The 15,696-nt window shown below is 69.1% G+C and carries 15 protein-coding genes; 8 read left to right on the top strand and 7 right to left on the bottom strand.

Features of this window, described 5'->3' with window-relative positions; translation table 11 throughout:
- The first annotated feature begins 15 nt into the window (after positions 1-15).
- The gene (locus ACFV1J_RS03580) at positions 16-780 is read left to right on the top strand and encodes a Clp protease N-terminal domain-containing protein (RefSeq protein WP_385855554.1); all 765 of its coding nucleotides are present in this window, start codon (positions 16-18) and stop codon (positions 778-780) included.
- A gap of 143 nt (positions 781-923) precedes the next feature.
- Here ACFV1J_RS03580 and ACFV1J_RS03575 read toward each other — a convergent pair whose 3' ends face one another.
- A complete protein-coding gene (locus ACFV1J_RS03575; RefSeq protein WP_385855553.1) occupies positions 924-2,564 on the bottom strand; it encodes an APC family permease in 1,641 nt (546 codons plus the stop codon).
- A gap of 787 nt (positions 2,565-3,351) precedes the next feature.
- Between ACFV1J_RS03575 and gntA the strand changes: the two genes are divergently transcribed.
- Positions 3,352-4,080 (top strand): guanitoxin biosynthesis heme-dependent pre-guanitoxin N-hydroxylase GntA, encoded by a 729-nt coding sequence (gene gntA, locus ACFV1J_RS03570; RefSeq protein WP_385855552.1) that lies wholly within the window; start codon positions 3,352-3,354, stop codon positions 4,078-4,080.
- A 199-nt stretch (positions 4,081-4,279) separates the two neighbouring features.
- Here gntA and ACFV1J_RS03565 read toward each other — a convergent pair whose 3' ends face one another.
- Positions 4,280-5,188: a trypsin-like serine peptidase gene (locus ACFV1J_RS03565; RefSeq protein ID WP_385855551.1), complete on the bottom strand. Its 909-nt coding sequence runs from the start codon at positions 5,186-5,188 to the stop codon at positions 4,280-4,282.
- A 208-nt stretch (positions 5,189-5,396) separates the two neighbouring features.
- On the opposite strand from ACFV1J_RS03565, the gene ACFV1J_RS03560 reads away from it, so the two are divergent.
- Entirely contained in the window at positions 5,397-6,089 is a 693-nt protein-coding gene (locus ACFV1J_RS03560; protein ID WP_385855550.1) for an RraA family protein, read from the top strand.
- A 45-nt stretch (positions 6,090-6,134) separates the two neighbouring features.
- Positions 6,135-6,692, top strand: coding sequence for a DinB family protein (locus ACFV1J_RS03555; RefSeq protein WP_385855549.1), 558 nt, complete (start codon positions 6,135-6,137; stop codon positions 6,690-6,692).
- 181 nt (positions 6,693-6,873) lie between these two features.
- Here the strand turns inward: ACFV1J_RS03555 and ACFV1J_RS03550 are convergent, their stop codons facing one another.
- Positions 6,874-7,737, bottom strand: a complete 864-nt coding sequence (locus ACFV1J_RS03550; protein ID WP_385855548.1) for a calcium-binding protein — start codon at positions 7,735-7,737, stop codon at positions 6,874-6,876.
- Between the two features lie 177 nt (positions 7,738-7,914).
- Here ACFV1J_RS03550 and ACFV1J_RS03545 point away from each other — a divergent pair, with 177 nt between their 5' ends.
- Together ACFV1J_RS03545 and ACFV1J_RS03540 are read left to right on the top strand one after the other, a co-directional pair.
- Positions 7,915-8,313, top strand: a complete 399-nt coding sequence (locus ACFV1J_RS03545) for a DUF3662 domain-containing protein (protein ID WP_385855547.1) — start codon at positions 7,915-7,917, stop codon at positions 8,311-8,313.
- A 655-nt stretch (positions 8,314-8,968) separates the two neighbouring features.
- Entirely contained in the window at positions 8,969-9,469 is a 501-nt protein-coding gene (locus ACFV1J_RS03540) for an RICIN domain-containing protein (protein WP_385855546.1), read from the top strand.
- 100 nt (positions 9,470-9,569) lie between these two features.
- Here ACFV1J_RS03540 and ACFV1J_RS03535 read toward each other — a convergent pair whose 3' ends face one another.
- Together ACFV1J_RS03535 and ACFV1J_RS03530 are read right to left on the bottom strand one after the other, a co-directional pair.
- Complete coding sequence (locus ACFV1J_RS03535) at positions 9,570-10,091, bottom strand: hypothetical protein (RefSeq protein WP_385855545.1); 522 nt, start codon at positions 10,089-10,091, stop codon at positions 9,570-9,572.
- Positions 10,092-10,159: 68 nt separating this feature from the next.
- Entirely contained in the window at positions 10,160-10,918 is a 759-nt protein-coding gene (locus ACFV1J_RS03530) for a 1,4-alpha-glucan branching protein (RefSeq protein WP_385855544.1), read from the bottom strand.
- Positions 10,919-11,271: 353 nt separating this feature from the next.
- On the opposite strand from ACFV1J_RS03530, the gene ACFV1J_RS03525 reads away from it, so the two are divergent.
- Together ACFV1J_RS03525 and ACFV1J_RS03520 are read left to right on the top strand one after the other, a co-directional pair.
- Positions 11,272-14,259, top strand: coding sequence for a M48 family metalloprotease (locus ACFV1J_RS03525; RefSeq protein WP_385855543.1), 2,988 nt, complete (start codon positions 11,272-11,274; stop codon positions 14,257-14,259).
- 55 nt (positions 14,260-14,314) lie between these two features.
- Positions 14,315-14,548: a hypothetical protein gene (locus ACFV1J_RS03520; protein WP_385855542.1), complete on the top strand. Its 234-nt coding sequence runs from the start codon at positions 14,315-14,317 to the stop codon at positions 14,546-14,548.
- Positions 14,549-14,578: 30 nt separating this feature from the next.
- Here the strand turns inward: ACFV1J_RS03520 and ACFV1J_RS03515 are convergent, their stop codons facing one another.
- Together ACFV1J_RS03515 and ACFV1J_RS03510 are read right to left on the bottom strand one after the other, a co-directional pair.
- Positions 14,579-14,869 (bottom strand): hypothetical protein, encoded by a 291-nt coding sequence (locus ACFV1J_RS03515; RefSeq protein ID WP_385855541.1) that lies wholly within the window; start codon positions 14,867-14,869, stop codon positions 14,579-14,581.
- Between the two features lie 222 nt (positions 14,870-15,091).
- A complete protein-coding gene (locus ACFV1J_RS03510) occupies positions 15,092-15,556 on the bottom strand; it encodes a hypothetical protein (protein WP_385855540.1) in 465 nt (154 codons plus the stop codon).
- Positions 15,557-15,696 lie beyond the last annotated feature (140 nt).

Genomic DNA, 15,696 nt, shown 5'->3' with positions numbered 1-15,696 from the left:
ACCTACGGTTGTCACATGACGAATCCAGTCGGATCCACCCATCCCGTGCGCCTCGACGACCTGATCGAGGCCATCAAGAAGGCCCACCCGGACGCCCTCGACCAGCTCACCGACGCGGTGATCGCCGCCGACCACCTCGGCGACATCGCCGATCACCTCATCGGCCACTTCGTGGACCAGGCCCGGCGTTCCGGCGCCAGCTGGACCGACATCGGCAAGAGCATGGGCGTCACCCGCCAGGCCGCCCAGAAGCGGTTCGTGCCGAAGGCGTCGGGTGACTCGGACCTCGATCCGAGCCAGGGCTTCAGCCGGTACACCCCGCGGGCCAGGAGCGTCGTGGTGGCCTCGCAGAAAGCGGCCCATGCGGCAGGCAACGGCGAGATCGGCACCGTGCACCTCGTCCTCGGGCTGCTCACCGAACCCGATGCGCTCGCGGGGAAGGCGATCCTCGCGCAGGGCGTGTCGCTGGACGCCGTCCAGGAGGCGGCGACGGCGGCCCTGCCTCCCTCCGGAGGACCGGTCCCCGCGCTCATCCCGTTCGACGCCGAGGCGAAGAAGGCCCTCGAACTCACCTTCCGCGAGGCCCTGCGGCTGGGCCACAACTACATCGGCACCGAACACATCCTGCTGGCACTCCTGGAGCACGAGAACGGCTCGGGCCTGCTGACCGACGCCGGCATCAGCAAGGCAGCGACACAGGAGCACGTGGTCGCCGCGCTGTCGGACCTGCTCAAGGGGACGGAGGCACCCGCGGACGGGCAGGGGAAGGCGGACGGATAGCGGGGCTTACGCTTCGGCACCCGGGCGGCGGCGAAGCTGAAGCCGTCGGCGAAGCGGAAGCCGATGCCACAAGCCGATGGGTCCGGCCGGAAAACCGGCCGGACCCATCAGCTCGTGCTCATGCAGGTGGAGGTGGAGTGCGGTCAGTGGCCGCCCTCGTCCACGACTGCGACCTCCTCGATGTTCTGCTCGATCTCCGCGGCCGGGACGGCGGAGGCGCGGGCCCAGTAGTAGATCCCCACGGCGAACGCCGTGACGATGACCATGTCCCACCAGAGCGGGATGTGGCTCTGGCCGCCGAAGCCGCCCTGCCAGGAGATGAGGCCCATGCCGATCAGGTACACCGGAAGCCACCGCGCGGCCTTCCAGTCCAGTCGCGGAGCGTTCGGCAGCTGCTTCTTCGTCGCGTACCAGGCGTAGCTGCCGAGCAGTACGTACCCGATGATGATCGCCCAGCCGAGCCGCTGGAGGGTCTCCCAGCCGGCCCAGTAGATGATCAGGCTCGCGACGACGAAGGCCAGCGGCGCGATCACATGGCCACCGGGCAGGCGGTACGGCCGCTGGTGGTTCGGCAGGCGGTCACGGAACACGCCGAACGCGAGCGGTGCACCGGCGTACATCAGGACGCTCGCCGAGGTGATGAAGGAGACCAGCTCCTGCCAGCTCGGGAAGGGCAGGAAGCAGATCACACCGGTCACGAACGAGATGATCAGGCCGAACCACGGCACACTGCGGCGGTCGGTCTTCTCGAACAGCCGGGGTGCATAGCCGTTCTTGCTCAGGCCGTAGGAGATGCGCGAGGTCGAGGTGGTGTAGATCAGACCGGTGCCACCGGGAGAGATGATCGCGTCCACGTACAGCACCCAGGCCAGCCAGCCCAGACCGACCGTGGTGGCGAGACCGGCCCACGGGCCGCTGATGCCGGGGTAGTCCAGCTTGGCCCAGCCGTGCGCGAAGGAGGCCAGCGGCAGTGCGCCGATGTAGACCACCTGGAGCAGGATGTAGATGGCCGCACCGATCGCAACCGACCCGAGCGTGGCGCGCGGCAGGTCGCGCTTGGGGTTGCGGCTCTCGCCGGCCAGCTGGATGGCCTGCTCGAAGCCGAGCAGCGCGAAGATGATGCCGCTGCTGCTGATGGCGCTGAGGACGCCCTTGGCGCCGAAGGGCGCGAAGCCCTGCGCGGTGAAGTTGTGCGGGTGGAAGTTGGTCACCGCGATGACGAAGATCGCCCCGAGGGGTACGGCGATCTTCAACCAGGTCGCGACGCTGTTGGTGCGCGCCAGCACCCGCACACCCAGGAAGTTCACCGAGACGAAGACCGCCATGAGGATGACGGCGACGAGGAAGCCGCTCGTCGTGAGGGTCCCGTTCGCATTCAGGAATCCTTGAGCCCACTTCCAGTGACCGGCGTAGCCGATCATGGCCTCGACCTCGATCGGGGCCACCGTCGCCGCCTGGAGCCAGGAGAACCAGCCGAAGGACATGCCGGCCAGACCGCCGAAGGCGTAGTGCGGATAGCGCGCCGTACCACCGGCCACCGGGAAGAGGCCCCCGAGCTCGGCGTGCACCAGTGCCAGGAGGACGATCGCGACCGCGCCGATGATCCAGGAGATCAGCGCGGCCGGACCCGCCACCACTACGGCCTTCTGGGCTCCGTACAACCAACCGGACCCGATGATGGAGCCGACCGAGGCCCACATCAGGCCGATCAGCCCTACGTCCCTGCGGAGTGAACCTGATGAGCGCGGCGCCTTCAGGGGCGTGAGCTCGTCAACGCTTGCCATGTGTGGCCTTTCAAGACAGAACTGGCCGAAAAGTTGCCTCAGACTAGAGAGCATTCAGAGCCCTGCAAAGAGCCGTTGACTGAATAGTTACATTCGGCGGAAATGCATGCCTAATACATAGACTTACCGTCCGGACATTTGGCCGCGCAGAGCGCCCAGTTGAGCCTCACAGCCGCACCTGCACACCTGAGAGCTACCGGCCGATTACCCGAGCAGGTCGGCAATCCGAGAATTCGAGTTGGCGAAATTTTGAACATTCGCGGCGGATAAATTGGCCTGGCAGGTATTGCTTGGGGTCGATGTTCGGGGTAGTTGCGGGTGGAGCGGACGGTGGGCCGGTTGACCCGACGAGGGACGACTCGGAGTTGACAGCCCCGGCGATCATCATCGGCACGCGATCAGGGTAAGGCGTGCAACGGAATGCCGAACTCCAACCGCCGTACCCTTTCGGCAAGTTGAGACACGGCCGGCCCGCATCTCCACAGAAATACGACAGCGGCTGCGACGCGGACGCCTCCCGCGGCCGGACCCAGTCGTCCACCCTGAGGGTGGATGGGACCATGAACCACACTTTGTCCGTTTTTGGTATTGCCTGGTGGACACGTACACCTCAGTGTCGATTCGGTCAGCCGTTGATCACGCCATGGGAGGCCGGCGCGCAGCCGCCACCGTGCCCGGCCCTCCCCCACCGGTACGCCAACGGCACCCCCCGAGGCAGGGGACTCGTCCGGCCCGCCCGCGTCTCCGACACCGGGCGCTCTCTATCCAGCCAAGGCAAGGTTCCACGATGACTGAATACGACGCCGCCCCACGCAGCGCCGCAGCCGTACGCAGCGAACTGGACCACTTCATTCAGTCCCAGGAGTTCAGCTGCCTGGGCGCCCGCGCCGCGCTCAAACGCGACACCATTACGCACCGGCACTACCGAAGAATGGGCGAGGAGAGATCGGCCCAGGAGAATTACCGCGACCTTCTGGCGTACGTGGAGGAGGTGCGGCCGCTGCTGTCGGACCAGAGCTTCCGTACGTTCGTCGCGACGTTCGACGAGCCGGGGAACGTGGACGAACCCACCTACGAGGGGCTGATATGGCAGCACCTCCAGCTCATGCATGACATGGACAGCCGGACCTTCGGCCTGGACAAGGGCGCCTCGTCCGATCCCCGCACGCCGAACTTCGGATTCCACACGGGCGGTCACGCATTCTTCGTCGTGGGAATGCACCCGGGCGCGTCCCGGGCGAGCCGTCGCTTCTCGACGTCGGCGATCGCATTCAACTCCCTTGCCCAGTTCATGCTTCTCGGCGAGAAGTTCTACTCGATGCAGGACGCCATTCGCAGACGGGAGACCCAGAACAACGGTTCCGTCAATCCGAGCTTCACCGTGTACGAATACGAGCAGCCCGCGCGGCACTTCTCCGGTCGCTTCACGGAGGAGGACTGGACGTGCCCGTACGCCTCGCGGCACGCACCGGCGACCGAGGACTTCACCGAGGGACTGCTCCAGCACGGGCGGTGAGGGGGGAAGAGGGAGGGGGGCCGAGGCCCGGGGCTCGGGGCTCGGGAGTTCGGGGCCCGGCGGCCCGGTGGCCCTGGGACCCGGTGGCCCTGGGACCCGGTGGCCCTGGGACCCGGTGGCCCGGTGGCCCGGTGGCCCGGGGGCCCAGCGGCCCGGGTGGCGGCCCCCGGGCGGTGCGGCGCCCCGCCACGAAGGCGCGTCAGCCGTGCTGCGCCTGCTCGTACGCCGACTTGGCCGTGGCGCCCAGCACCGGACCGTACATATGGGTGCTGTGCTCCAGGCCGTCGCCGTGGCTGTTGACCGAGACCAGAACGCCCTTGCCGGTCGCACGGTCGAAGTCGGCCAGCCAGGGGCCGCCGCTGGCGCCGCCGCCCAGGTCACACGGGACGGCCTGCTCGCGCCCGGGCGCCGGCTTCGCCGTACCCGTGCAGTGCAGGAGCTCCTCGCCGCGCTGCGGACGCGTGGCCGGGTAGCCGAAGGCGACGGTGTTCCCACCGACCCGGCGGTTGAAGGCGATGCGCTGGCCGCCCACCACGTCACCCAGCGCACGCCCCTTGGCATCGGTGTCCACGGCGAGCGCCGCCACGTCGTTGACGGCCTCCTCAGCCCAGGTACGGGGAGTGAACGTGGCCCGGACCGCGAAGGCGCCGTACGGCAGCTTTCCCTTGCGGTAACCGGGGACGAAGACCATGTCGACGTAGGTGGTGTACGGCGACGCGCCCCGCCGTACACAGTGCCCCGCGGCGATGACGACGGAGCGGTTGGCGCCGCCGACGGAGGTCGCGGTGCACCAGGTGTCGGCCCCGTCACCGTTCACGAAGAACAGCCGCCCGACGGTCTTCATCTCCGTGCCCTTCCAGGGCAGGGACTTCGGCCCGGTCGGCCCCAGGTCCACGGACTTCCCCACGGCCTTCATCCGGGCCGGCGTCCAGTAGGCAAGGGCCGCTCTGCGTTCCTTGGCGGTGTAACCGACCCTGAGGACAGCGGCAGTTGGGGCCTTCGGGGTGGTGACGGCCCCGGCCCCCGGAACGGCGAGCAGTGAGAGCGCGGTGCCGCCGACGGCAGCGAGAGCGGTGAGACGGAGGGAGCGGGCGGACCTGGCGGACATGGCGATCGACTCCTGGAGGGACGTGAAGGATGTGAAGGGGCGTGCGGGCAGCAACGGCCGCCGGCCCCACCGTCGAGGACGGGCCGCGGGGATGCCCGGTTTCACCCGAAGCCGGTGAGGAGGGCGGATCACCACCCTGCCGGGCGTCGGTGCGTAGAGTCACGGCCCGTAAGCCACAAGTCAGAGAGCAGAGAGCCGGAGAGACACCATGCCGAGTTCCTTCACCGATCTGTCCACGCCGCTGGTGGCCGACGCCTGTCTCCGCCGCAACGTCCCGCTGCGCACCGCTCCGGCCGGCATCCGCCCCGTCGTCCCCGGACAGCGGGTCGCCGGCCGCGCGTTGCCGGTACGGCATTACGGCAGCGTGGATGTGTTCCTGGAAGCGTTCGCCCAGGCCGAAGAGGGCGACGTACTGGTCATCGACAACGGCGGGCGGACGGACGAAGCGTGTATCGGTGACCTGACCGTCCTGGAGGCCGAAGCGGCGGGCGTGGCGGGGCTGGTGGTGTGGGGCCTGCACCGCGACACCTCCGAGTTGGTGGACATCGGCCGCCCGGTGTTCAGCTACGGCGCCTGTCCGCCCGGCCCGGTACGGCTCGACGAGCGGGAGCCCGAGGCGCTCACGACGGCACGGTTCGGCGAGCACCAGGTCAGCCGCGACGACCTGGTCTTCGGTGATGACGACGGGGTGGTGTTCCTCGCCGCCGCGCGGGCCGAAGAGGTCCTTGGCACCGCACACCAGATCCGGCGGACGGAACGCGAACAGGCCCGCGAGATCCGCGCCGGCCGGACGCTGCGCCACCAAACCTCCTTCGACGACTACCTGGCCCGCCGCAGCACCGACCCCACCTACACCTTCCGGCAGCACCTCCGTCGTATCGGCGGCGCCATCGAGGAGTGAGCCCGGTCGCGCCCCGCCCCGCCCCGCTGTGCCAAGGTGTGGTCCATGGTCATGACACCCGACGGACGCACCGTGCCGCCACCGCACGCCGATGAACGCACCACCCTGGAAGCCTGGTTGGACTTCCACCGCGCCACCCTCCCGCTCAAGTGCGAGGGGCTCGACGACCGTCAGCTACGGCTGGCCTCGGTGCCACCGTCATCGATGACGCTGCTGGGCCTGGTGCAGCACATGGCTGAGGTGGAACGCAATTGGTTCCAGCGGGTGTTCGCCGGCCAGGATGTTCCCGCGGTCTTTGCCGATGACGACGACCAGGGTGAGGCCGACGGCACCGGAGGCAGCGATGGCTTCGCGCTCGTTCCCGGGCGCGGGATCGACGAGGCGCTGGCGGCCTGGCGGGCGGAGGTCACCCGGAGCCGCGAGCTGATCGCGGGCCGTTCCCTGGACGACTCCGGACAGCTCTCGGAGCAAGAAGCCGGCCACGTCGGCGGCAACCGCGTTTCGCTGCGTTGGATCCTGGTCCACATGATCGAGGAGTACGCGCGCCACAACGGCCACGCGGACCTGCTCCGGGAGCGCATCGACGGCGTCACGGGGGCGTGAGTCGTCGCGGGCCCACTACCGGGGCCCGCGACCCGGGCCACGCACAGAGACCAGCGCCCCACACCGGCCAGGGCCCCACACCGGAGACGGCAGGCGGGGCGGCCAACGACCGGACCCCGCCCGAGTTGCCCCGTCCACGCGAGGCATTACCTCGCGTGGACGGGTACCTCTCCTCGTCGCGTTACTTCACGTCGACGTAGTCACTGGTGGACGTCGCCACCGACGACGTCGCCGTGCCGGCGAAGACGTAGCGCCAGTAGCCGTCGGCCGACGCCTTCACGGTCGTCCTCAGGTTGCCGCGGCTGTCCGACGTCACGGTCTTCACGGTGCTGTAGCTGCTCGCGCCCTGCTTGCGGAACTGCAGCTGCACGGACTGCTGACCGTACGCGCCGTACTTGTCGGTGTCCCAGTTCGCCCGGCTCAGGGCACCGGTGACGGTGAGGCTCGCGCCCTTCTTCACCGGCTCGGGACCGGCGTCGGTGGTCAGCTTGGAGGCACGCTTGACCCAACCGGACTTGTACGTGTTCCTGACGGTGAGGTCACCGTCCTTGCCCACCGCGGCGGCGTAGACGTGCCACCTGCCGGCGAGGCGGTTGCCGTAGATGGTGGAGTCGGGGTCGGCGACCAGGGTGACCGAGCAGGTGGCGGTGGTGGCGTTGACCTGCTTGCAGCTGCCGTGCTTGGCGCTCGGGGTCATGGCGCCGTCCACACCGGTCCGGGAATCCAGGTCGGTGCCGTGCCACAGGAAGGCGTAACCGTCGTAGATACCGTCCGGATCGGTGGCGGTGACCGAGACGGTGTACGTCTTCTTCAGGCTGGTGCCGACCACGATGTCCTTGCCGCCGTTGACGGTGACGTTCGTGATCTTGGTGTCTCCCCGTGTCTCGTCCGCCCCGGTCACGGCAGGGGACTGCGCGACGAACGGCGAGAGCCGCGCCGTGGCGGCGCCGGCGCCCGGGACGTCCGCGGCCTGTGCGGCCGGGATGGCGAGGGCGGATATGGCCAGGGCGCCGGACAGTGCGGCGGCAGTGGCGCGAATACGCATGTGTTCCTCGAATGGGAAAGGGGCACCGCCGGCGTGGAAGACGGCCGGCGGGACCCGGGTCGGTCGTGGAGTCCACTGACTCCGATCACAAGACCTGTGAAGGTTGTGAACGGTTGTACGTTCAGATGGAGTTCCTGTGTCCGCATGTACGTGCCACAGCCGGGCACGCGCCCTCCCATGGGACTCCTGAAGCAGATGGAACACGTAGTGGAGGAGTGCGAGAGCGCACTGATCGCCAAGATCACCGGGAACGACCCCGTCGAGCTGTGCGACGACCTACGGCGGGAATGCGACGAGCACACGATCGTCTGCAACCAGCACCGCGTTCTCGTACCCAATGAGTACACGGTCGAGCTCGCACCGGAGGTGCACGCCGAACTGGCCGCGCGCGGCGGGCAGGTGGGGCAGCAACTCACCGACGTACTGGCGCAGCACGCCACGAAACGCGACTACGAGTGGGCCGGCCCGCTCGCCGTCCATGTCACCGCGGCGGATGTGCCGAACGGCCGCTACCGCATCACCAGTACGGCCCGCGCCCACATCCCCGCCGGCGCCCTCGCCGCACGGACAAGGTGAGCCCTCTCCCGGAGGCCCGGCTCCTTCTCCCCGGCAGCTTTACGCCGACACCTGCGACGATGTCACGCTTTGCCGGGATCCGGCCACGAACGCCCCCGCCCTCACTCACCTTTTCCCGCCGCGGGACAGGAGGCACGACACCTCGCTCACGACCTGATCACGACGCAACCCTCGGTGCGCACATCCCTCCTGCGCCTGTCCTGCCGGTGACCACCGGGCCGCCCCACGCCCCCACGCCCTCTCCCACAGGGCGCATACGACACACCGTGCGCACCGGCCGCTGCCGTCAGCCCGCCGCGCCCTATCCTCTCCCGTCCGGCCCCGCATACTGACGACCGAGTACTGGCCGGAAATTCCCCGCATTCGGCCGAAGCGGCCGGCGTTCACCACGGGCGGCCTTCGGACAGGCCGAATGCCCGCTTGCCCTGAAGTCGTCGCTCTGGGAATGCGAAATCCTTGAAGGAAAAACCGCTCGACCCATTCGACGTCCGGAACGCGACTTACGAGCGGGCACCGACGAACCATAGGTTCCTTTCCGAGGCACATGCCTTGGGAAAGTGCACCATCAAACCTTTTCGCGTGACGCGTATGCCGTCACCGTGATGTTTATGACGTCACCATGACGCGTACGACGTCACCAGGTCAGGAGGAGCCCGTGGCAAGTCGCAAGGCCATCGCCGCCGTTCTGTCCGCATCCGCCCTGCTGAGCGTGGGACTACTGTCCACCGGCAGCGCGCAGGCGGCAACCGTCTCGACGGTCCAGCCGGACGTGCGGTACACGTTCCAGAACGTGGGCAGCGACCGTAACCTCGACGCCTTCGGAAACGACACCCTCAAGTCCTGGTCTCCCGACATCTCCGGAACTCAGGACTTCTACCTGAAGTCCGGACGGTTCCAGGGCTATCAGCTGGAAAGCGCCCATCACCCCGGCCGCTGCGTCACGGCCAAGGGCATCGGGCAGCAGATTGCGCTGGAGGACTGCAATTCCGGAATCCAGGCCCAGTACTGGGACTACGCGAACAGAGACGAGGGTTCGGCCCTCATCAGCCGTAAGTTCGCCAGGGGTTGCATTGCCGATGCCGGCAATCGCAGTGCGGTATCCCTCGCACCGTGCACCGGGTCCGACGACCAGCGGTGGATCCCCTTGATCGGCTGAGCACCGGTCCCACGGCACCAGCTCAACCTGGCGGGGCGGCGGGTCCGGCAGATGCCCCGCCCCGCCAGGCGTACGCGCCGACGCGGTGGCTCGCGGCGGATCAGACCTTGGTGAAGCACAACGTGTAGCTGGCGGTGTGCCGGCCCACGTAGTCGATGCCGTAGTCGTACTTCGGTCCGCACTTCTGGGCGGGTCCGTCCAGCCGCTCGCCCAACTTGTACTCGGCGTCCGCAGAGCCGCAGTCGACGATCAGCGTCATCGGCTCGCCCTCGGGGTCCTTGACCTTGACGCAGTCGCCGATCTTGGGGTTGTACTTCTTGTCCGCCGCCTCCCGCCGGGCCACCCGCTGGGCTTCCTCCTTGGCCTTACCGCCGTTGGGGTTGGTGTTGTAGTCCCACACGTACCAGGCCCCGCCGCCGAAGACGGCCAGGAGGACGAGGGCGGTGATGAGGCCCCGCAACGGGCTGCGCTGCGGCGGCCGTTGGGGGCCGCCGGGGGGCTGCGGGTGCCCGTACGGCTGCTGGACGGGCGGCTGGGCCGGCTGCGCATAGCCGTACTGCTGGTGGTGCGGCGGCTGGTTCTGATACGGCGGCTGGTTCTGGTACGGCGGCGGTGCGGACATGCTGGGGGTCCCCCACGGTGGACTGCTCAACTCTGGCGGAGATCAACAGGACGTTGACCCGGGGCAGGCTACCCGGCGTGACCTGCACGGCGGGCATCGGTCCCGTTCCGGATGAGGCTTCTGCCGCTCTGGGGCGTATGGGCGGTGACGAACGGGCCGCGGGCGGTGGTGCCGTCGGGCAGCTGCCAGACAGTGACGATGTGCCCGACAACCTCCGTAGCGGAGGCGGGAGTTGAGGCCGTCCCCCGCTGCGGCTGGAGGGCGCGGTGGATGTGCAGGGTGAGGTGCCTGGTGGCGTCCATGGCCAGGAGGACATGGGTGCCGTGCGGTCCGTTGACCACTTCCACGGGTGTGATCACCACCGAGGCGCCGCTGACGCTCGCCCCGGTGAGGGAGGAAGCGGTGCACGATGCGGTGACGGACGGGTCGAGGGCGTCGCTCGCGTTCTGGTCCTGGGGCGCGGCCTTGCCGGTGAGGAGGGCGAAGAGCTGCGCCATCAGGACCGGGTCGTGGGTTCCGTCGTAGATCCACCGGCGCCCCAGCACCCCGTGCTCCGTGTTGCCGACGAGCGCGTGCTCACTGCCCTCCAGGGGAGCGCCGCGGTAACTGAGCGGCACGTGGTACGTGACGGGCTGGTCCCCGGATGCATCGGTGACCGCCATGAATTCCAGGCCCACTTCACCGTCCGGATCGTCCAGCCGGAAGCCACCGGCCTTGGTGAGGTCGGGCGCGCTCCCGACGCCGAGGTACCAGGGCTGCGTGGGCAGCCATGAGGTGAGCAGCTCCAGTTTGCTGGGCGTGAGCGTGGTGTGGTGAACGACGGCCATGCTGCCTTACGCCTTCCTCGAACTTTCCCGGGTTTTCCCGGTTGTGGGCATCTTGCCAAGCTCGCCAAGACGGAAAGCTCGCTGTCTCAAAGCGCGGGAGAGCGGGCGTTACTACGATGTGGGGGCGGTGGGGCGTTCGTTCGGGGTGCGGATCCCACAGTTGGCCCAGGAGGGCGGGGACGGCGGTTCCGGGGAGCCGGGGCCGAAGGCGTAGGGCGGCCGTTATGGGTGAGGGTGGGAAAGGGAACGGGAACGGGTTAGCAGGGCGTCCGGCGAGCGCGGGCCCTGGTGCCGGCCTGGGGGTGGATGAGCGCGTCCTCGGGGCGGGAACGGGGCTGCGATTCCTTTTGCTGATGGTGCTGTTCCTGACCAGCAGTGTCACCGTGACCGTCAAGATCGTCGAGTCGCTCGCCGATCCCCGCAACATCCGGGTGGGGTGTGCGCTCGCGGCCGGTGCCGATCCGGACAGCGACTACCTGGGTATCGCGTTGACCACGGTGCGTGCCGGTGAGGCGTACCAGAACTGTCTGGACCGCTTCGTCCCGTCGGCCGCGGGATGGATCCCGGTCGTCGTGCTCTGCGCGCTGCTCGTCGCGGCCGGCGGACTCTACTGGATGCTGCCGCGCTGGAAGGGCCGCAGCGCGCGGGTCGTTCCCGTGGAAGCAGAACGCGTCGCAGAACGCGTCGACGGACAGGCCGGTGGACGCGACGGTGAACAGGCCGATGGGCCGGGTGAGTTGCGTGCGGTGTTGGACGAACTGGTCGAGGTGGCCGGGCTGTCCGGTCGTCCGCCGCGGTTCGTGATCGCACCGGCGGAGGTCACGGCCGGTGCGGTGGTCTTCGGACGGCTGCGGCGCTATACGGTCTGTCTGCACGGCGGGCTGGTGGCGCGCAGGCGGCAGGATCCCGCGGGCTTCCGTGCGGTGGTCCTGCATGAGCTCGCGCACCTGCGTAATCGGGATGTCGACGTCACCTATGCCACGGTCGCCCTCTGGCGGGTGTTCCTCGTCGCGGTGCTGCCGGCGTATCTGGTCTGGATCGCGCTGGACCTGAGGTCGTCCGCGGCGTCGGCGGTCCTCGGGCCCGCCGAGCGGCTCGGCATGGCGCACGAATTGGTGCTGTCGGCCGCGATGATCGCGTTCGTCCATCTCGCCCGTGCGGATGTCCTGCGGACCCGTGAGACGTATGCCGATCTGGACGCCCTGACCTGGGGCGCGGATGCCGGGGCGTGGCGGGGCCCGGAGTCGCCCCGGGCCGCGCGCTTCTCCCGTGCCGCAGGTTCCAGCCGGTCTCCGTCCGCACGTCTCCTCCGCCTCATGGGGTCGTTCGTCGCGTTGTGGCGGACGCACCCCCCGTGGGACCGGCGGGTGGCGTCGCTCAGCGATCCGCGGGAACTGTTCGCGCCCCATGCCGGCACCCTCTTCGTGGCCGGTGCCACGTCGACGATCGTCGGCGACCAGATGGCCGACCTCTTGCCGGGCGTACGGCAGGGATGGGCGCTCGGGCCGCTGACGGCCCTGCTCGCGGGCCTGATCGCGGCGATTCCGGGCGTTGCGTTGTGGCGCGGCGTCGCGCGTGCGGTGCTGACCGGCGGGCGGGTGCCGTCGGGGCTGCGTGCGGGGTGGTGGCTCGGGGTGGGGCTCGTCGTCGGCGAGTTGCTGATGAGCACGACGTCCGGGAGCACGCGCTGGCTGCCGCGGCATCCGGAGGCGTTGACCCTGCTCGTCGTGATGAGCGTCGGCATCCTGTGCTGGACGGCGCAGTACGCGGAGCTGTCGGTGCGTGCCTGGCGGGGCCGCACCCTGCGCCCGGCGATGCTGCTCGGACTGGCCGCGACCTGGGCGGTGTTCGCCCTGTGGTACGCCTGGTGGCAGTCCGACGGTCATGTGCTGACGATGGGGTGGGCGTACTCCGGGACCGGGATCCGGGAGGCGCTGGAGCGCGATCTGCCGGGCGCGGTGCCCGGTCATGAGGGTGCGCTGTCGGCGATCGCGATGGCCTTGCCGGTGCTGCTGCCGATCGGCACGGACCCGATGATGCTGTGGGCCGCTGCGCTGCTGTGGCTGCTGCCGCTGCTCGGGTGGGTACGGCGGAGGGGCACGGAGGAGGCGGTGCCGCGCTGGGTACGGAGTGCGCTGCGCGGTGCGGCCGGCCCGGCCCAGGAGCCCGACCGCGCACCCGGCCCCGGCCGGGGGCCGTCGGTGATGCTGCCGCCGTTGCGCCGGGTCCTGTGGTCCGCCGGTATCGGCACGCTGGTGTGCTGGGCCGGTCTCGTCGCGGTGATGGCCTCGATGCACACCTGGCAGCCGCCGGCCGACCACCGGTACGGCACCTATCTGCTGGTCTTCCTCGCGTCCGTACTGATCGTGCTGGTCTGCGGTACGGCCGCCACGGCCGCGGTGACCGCCGCGTTCGCCGCCCGCTCCCCGCTGCTGCTCGGTCTTGTCGCGGCCGGGACCACGGCGCTGCTCGGGCTGGCGGGCCTGTTCGTGCTCGGGTCGTTCGACGGCTGCCTCGGTCCGCTCAACACGCTGGATTCCACGTGCCGTTGGCGGCCCGGCGGGATCGGGTCGGCGATCGAGATCCTGCTGCCCCTGGTGCTGGGACTCGGGATCTTCGTCTCCGCCGTGACCGCTCTGGTGGGTATGGGGATGGGGAGGGCGGGGCGGTGGGCGTTACGACGGAAGCGCCCAACTCCCCGTAGCGACAGGCGCGTTGGGAAGAAGTCAAAGTCGAGGCCGGCCGGTCCCCGGCGGGAGAGGGTGGTCGCGCGACGGGTGTGGGTCGGCGTGACCTGCGCAGCCGTCCTCGCGCTCAACGCGACGGTGAGCCTGCCCGCCGGTGACACCGGACGGCCCGCCCGGTCCTCGCTCACGCAGGAGCAGCTGATACCCCGCGACGCGATCCCGGCCGCCTCGCCGCAGGTCCTCGGGGCACAGACGGACGCCTGGCTCCGGCTCGGCGGACGGAACCTCACGGGGCGCTTCGGGTCCGCGGTCCTGGGGATCGTCACGGCGCTGCAGGACAGGTCGGCGCTCACCGACCGCGGTTTCGCCGCCCGCCGGATCCGTCCGCACTGCGTCGCCGTCGAGCGGGTCGCCACGGAAGCCGGTCGCTACTTTCCGCTTCCGGACCCGGCGGCCCAGCAGCGGTGGGCGCGGCTCCAGCGGCGGGGCAAGCAGGCCGGCGCCGACTGCCGGCGGGCGATCACCGAGGGGAAATTCCCGGTGTTCACCAAGGCCATGCGGGATTTCGTGGACCTCGGCGGGGCCACCACGGAACTGCTCCACCTCATCGCGGCGCAAGCCGCCCCGGGCGTGCACCAGGGCAGGGCATCATAAAGTGTGAGTTTCGGGGCCGCGGTTGCCATCGGGCCGCGCTGTCGTTGAGAACGGCATGAATAAAATGAACCGTACGTTCGCCGCGGTGCTGCTGGCTGCCGGGGCCTCGGCCGCCGCCCATCCCGTCGCGAACGCCTCACAGACGGACCGTCCGATGCTGTTCAGCGTGGACGAGGAATTGGCCAAGCTGCACGATCTGGGCCCCACGGGGAAAGTGGCCCGGGCGGCGACCTCCCTCACGTCGGTGTTCCAGCTGCTCACCCCGGTCAGCCGCGTGCTGCAGAAGTGAGCACGGCGTGGCCGGTGCCCTCAGCCGAAATCAGACGACATGGTCGGCGAGGGAATAGATGAGGTAGGCCGAATACGCGATGAGCACCAGGCCCCAGAAATAGGCACTGGGCTGTTCGTTCCGGATGTTCCACATCTTCTTCAGGCAGCCGATCGTGGCCAGGATGCCGAGCAGTCCGATGGCCGCGGAAATCCAGAAGATGACCGGGCTGTCGGCGGCGAATCCGGTACCGACGTTCGCCACGATGAACAGCAGTACGGGCCAGGTGTGGTTCAGCGGCGATTCGTCGGTTTCGGAGGCCTGCTGTGTCTCGTGCGCCATGGTTGCTCCTCGGTTACATGGGTGAGCGGGCGGACCGTGTCCCCGGTATCGGCGGCGAGCCCGGGAAAGGCCCCGTCGACGGTGTGCCCGGCTACCTGCCGTTCACCGGTAACTCGCCGCGGTGTCACGGGTATTGGTGCATATACGGCGTGCGCCCCGGGTTCGCCGGAGCGTACCAGGGGCGCACGTCGTTCAGCCTGGGATTCCGCTATCGGCGGGAAGTCACAGGATGATGTCGATCAGCCACTCGATGGCGACCTTCGTGGAGATGATGCCGCCCAGCGTCAGCGCCTTGCGGATCCACTTCGGAAGCTTGTTCCACTGCTTGGTGAAGTAGCCCTTGCCCTTCTTCGCCCAGGAAATGAGCTTCTTCTGCCAGCTCTTCGGCAGGCGCTTGAAGGCGGCCTTCAGGGCCTTCTTCTTCAGCTTGTCGATGATGCCGTGGGGGACGACCTGGTTCGCGCCGGTGTGCGCGGCGGTGCTGGCGCCACCGGTCTTGGCCGCGGCGTCCGCGAGCTGCTGGGACAGGTTCGCCGGGAGGACGGTGCGGGCCTGCTCGACGGTGAGGGTCTGCACCGCGGCGGTGCGGGCCGGAGCCTCGGTGGCGGCGGAGGCGGCCGGCGCGGCGACACCGAGGGCCACGGCGGCGGTCAGGGCTGCTGCGGTTATTCGCATCTTGTTGCGCATGAAGACTCCTCAAATCAACTGTGCGGAAGGGCCGTAACCGAAGGGGGAACGGCAGCGGCCTTACCTGGACCGGAAGTTCCGATCGCCTGGTGAAGAGTTTTCCGAGTGCGCGCTCTTCTGGGTATTGAATCTTTGGGCAG

Source organism: Streptomyces sp. NPDC059649 (assembly GCF_042734445.1).
Lineage (GTDB): Bacteria > Actinomycetota > Actinomycetes > Streptomycetales > Streptomycetaceae > Streptomyces.
This window is presented reverse-complemented; position numbering and strand designations above follow the sequence as displayed.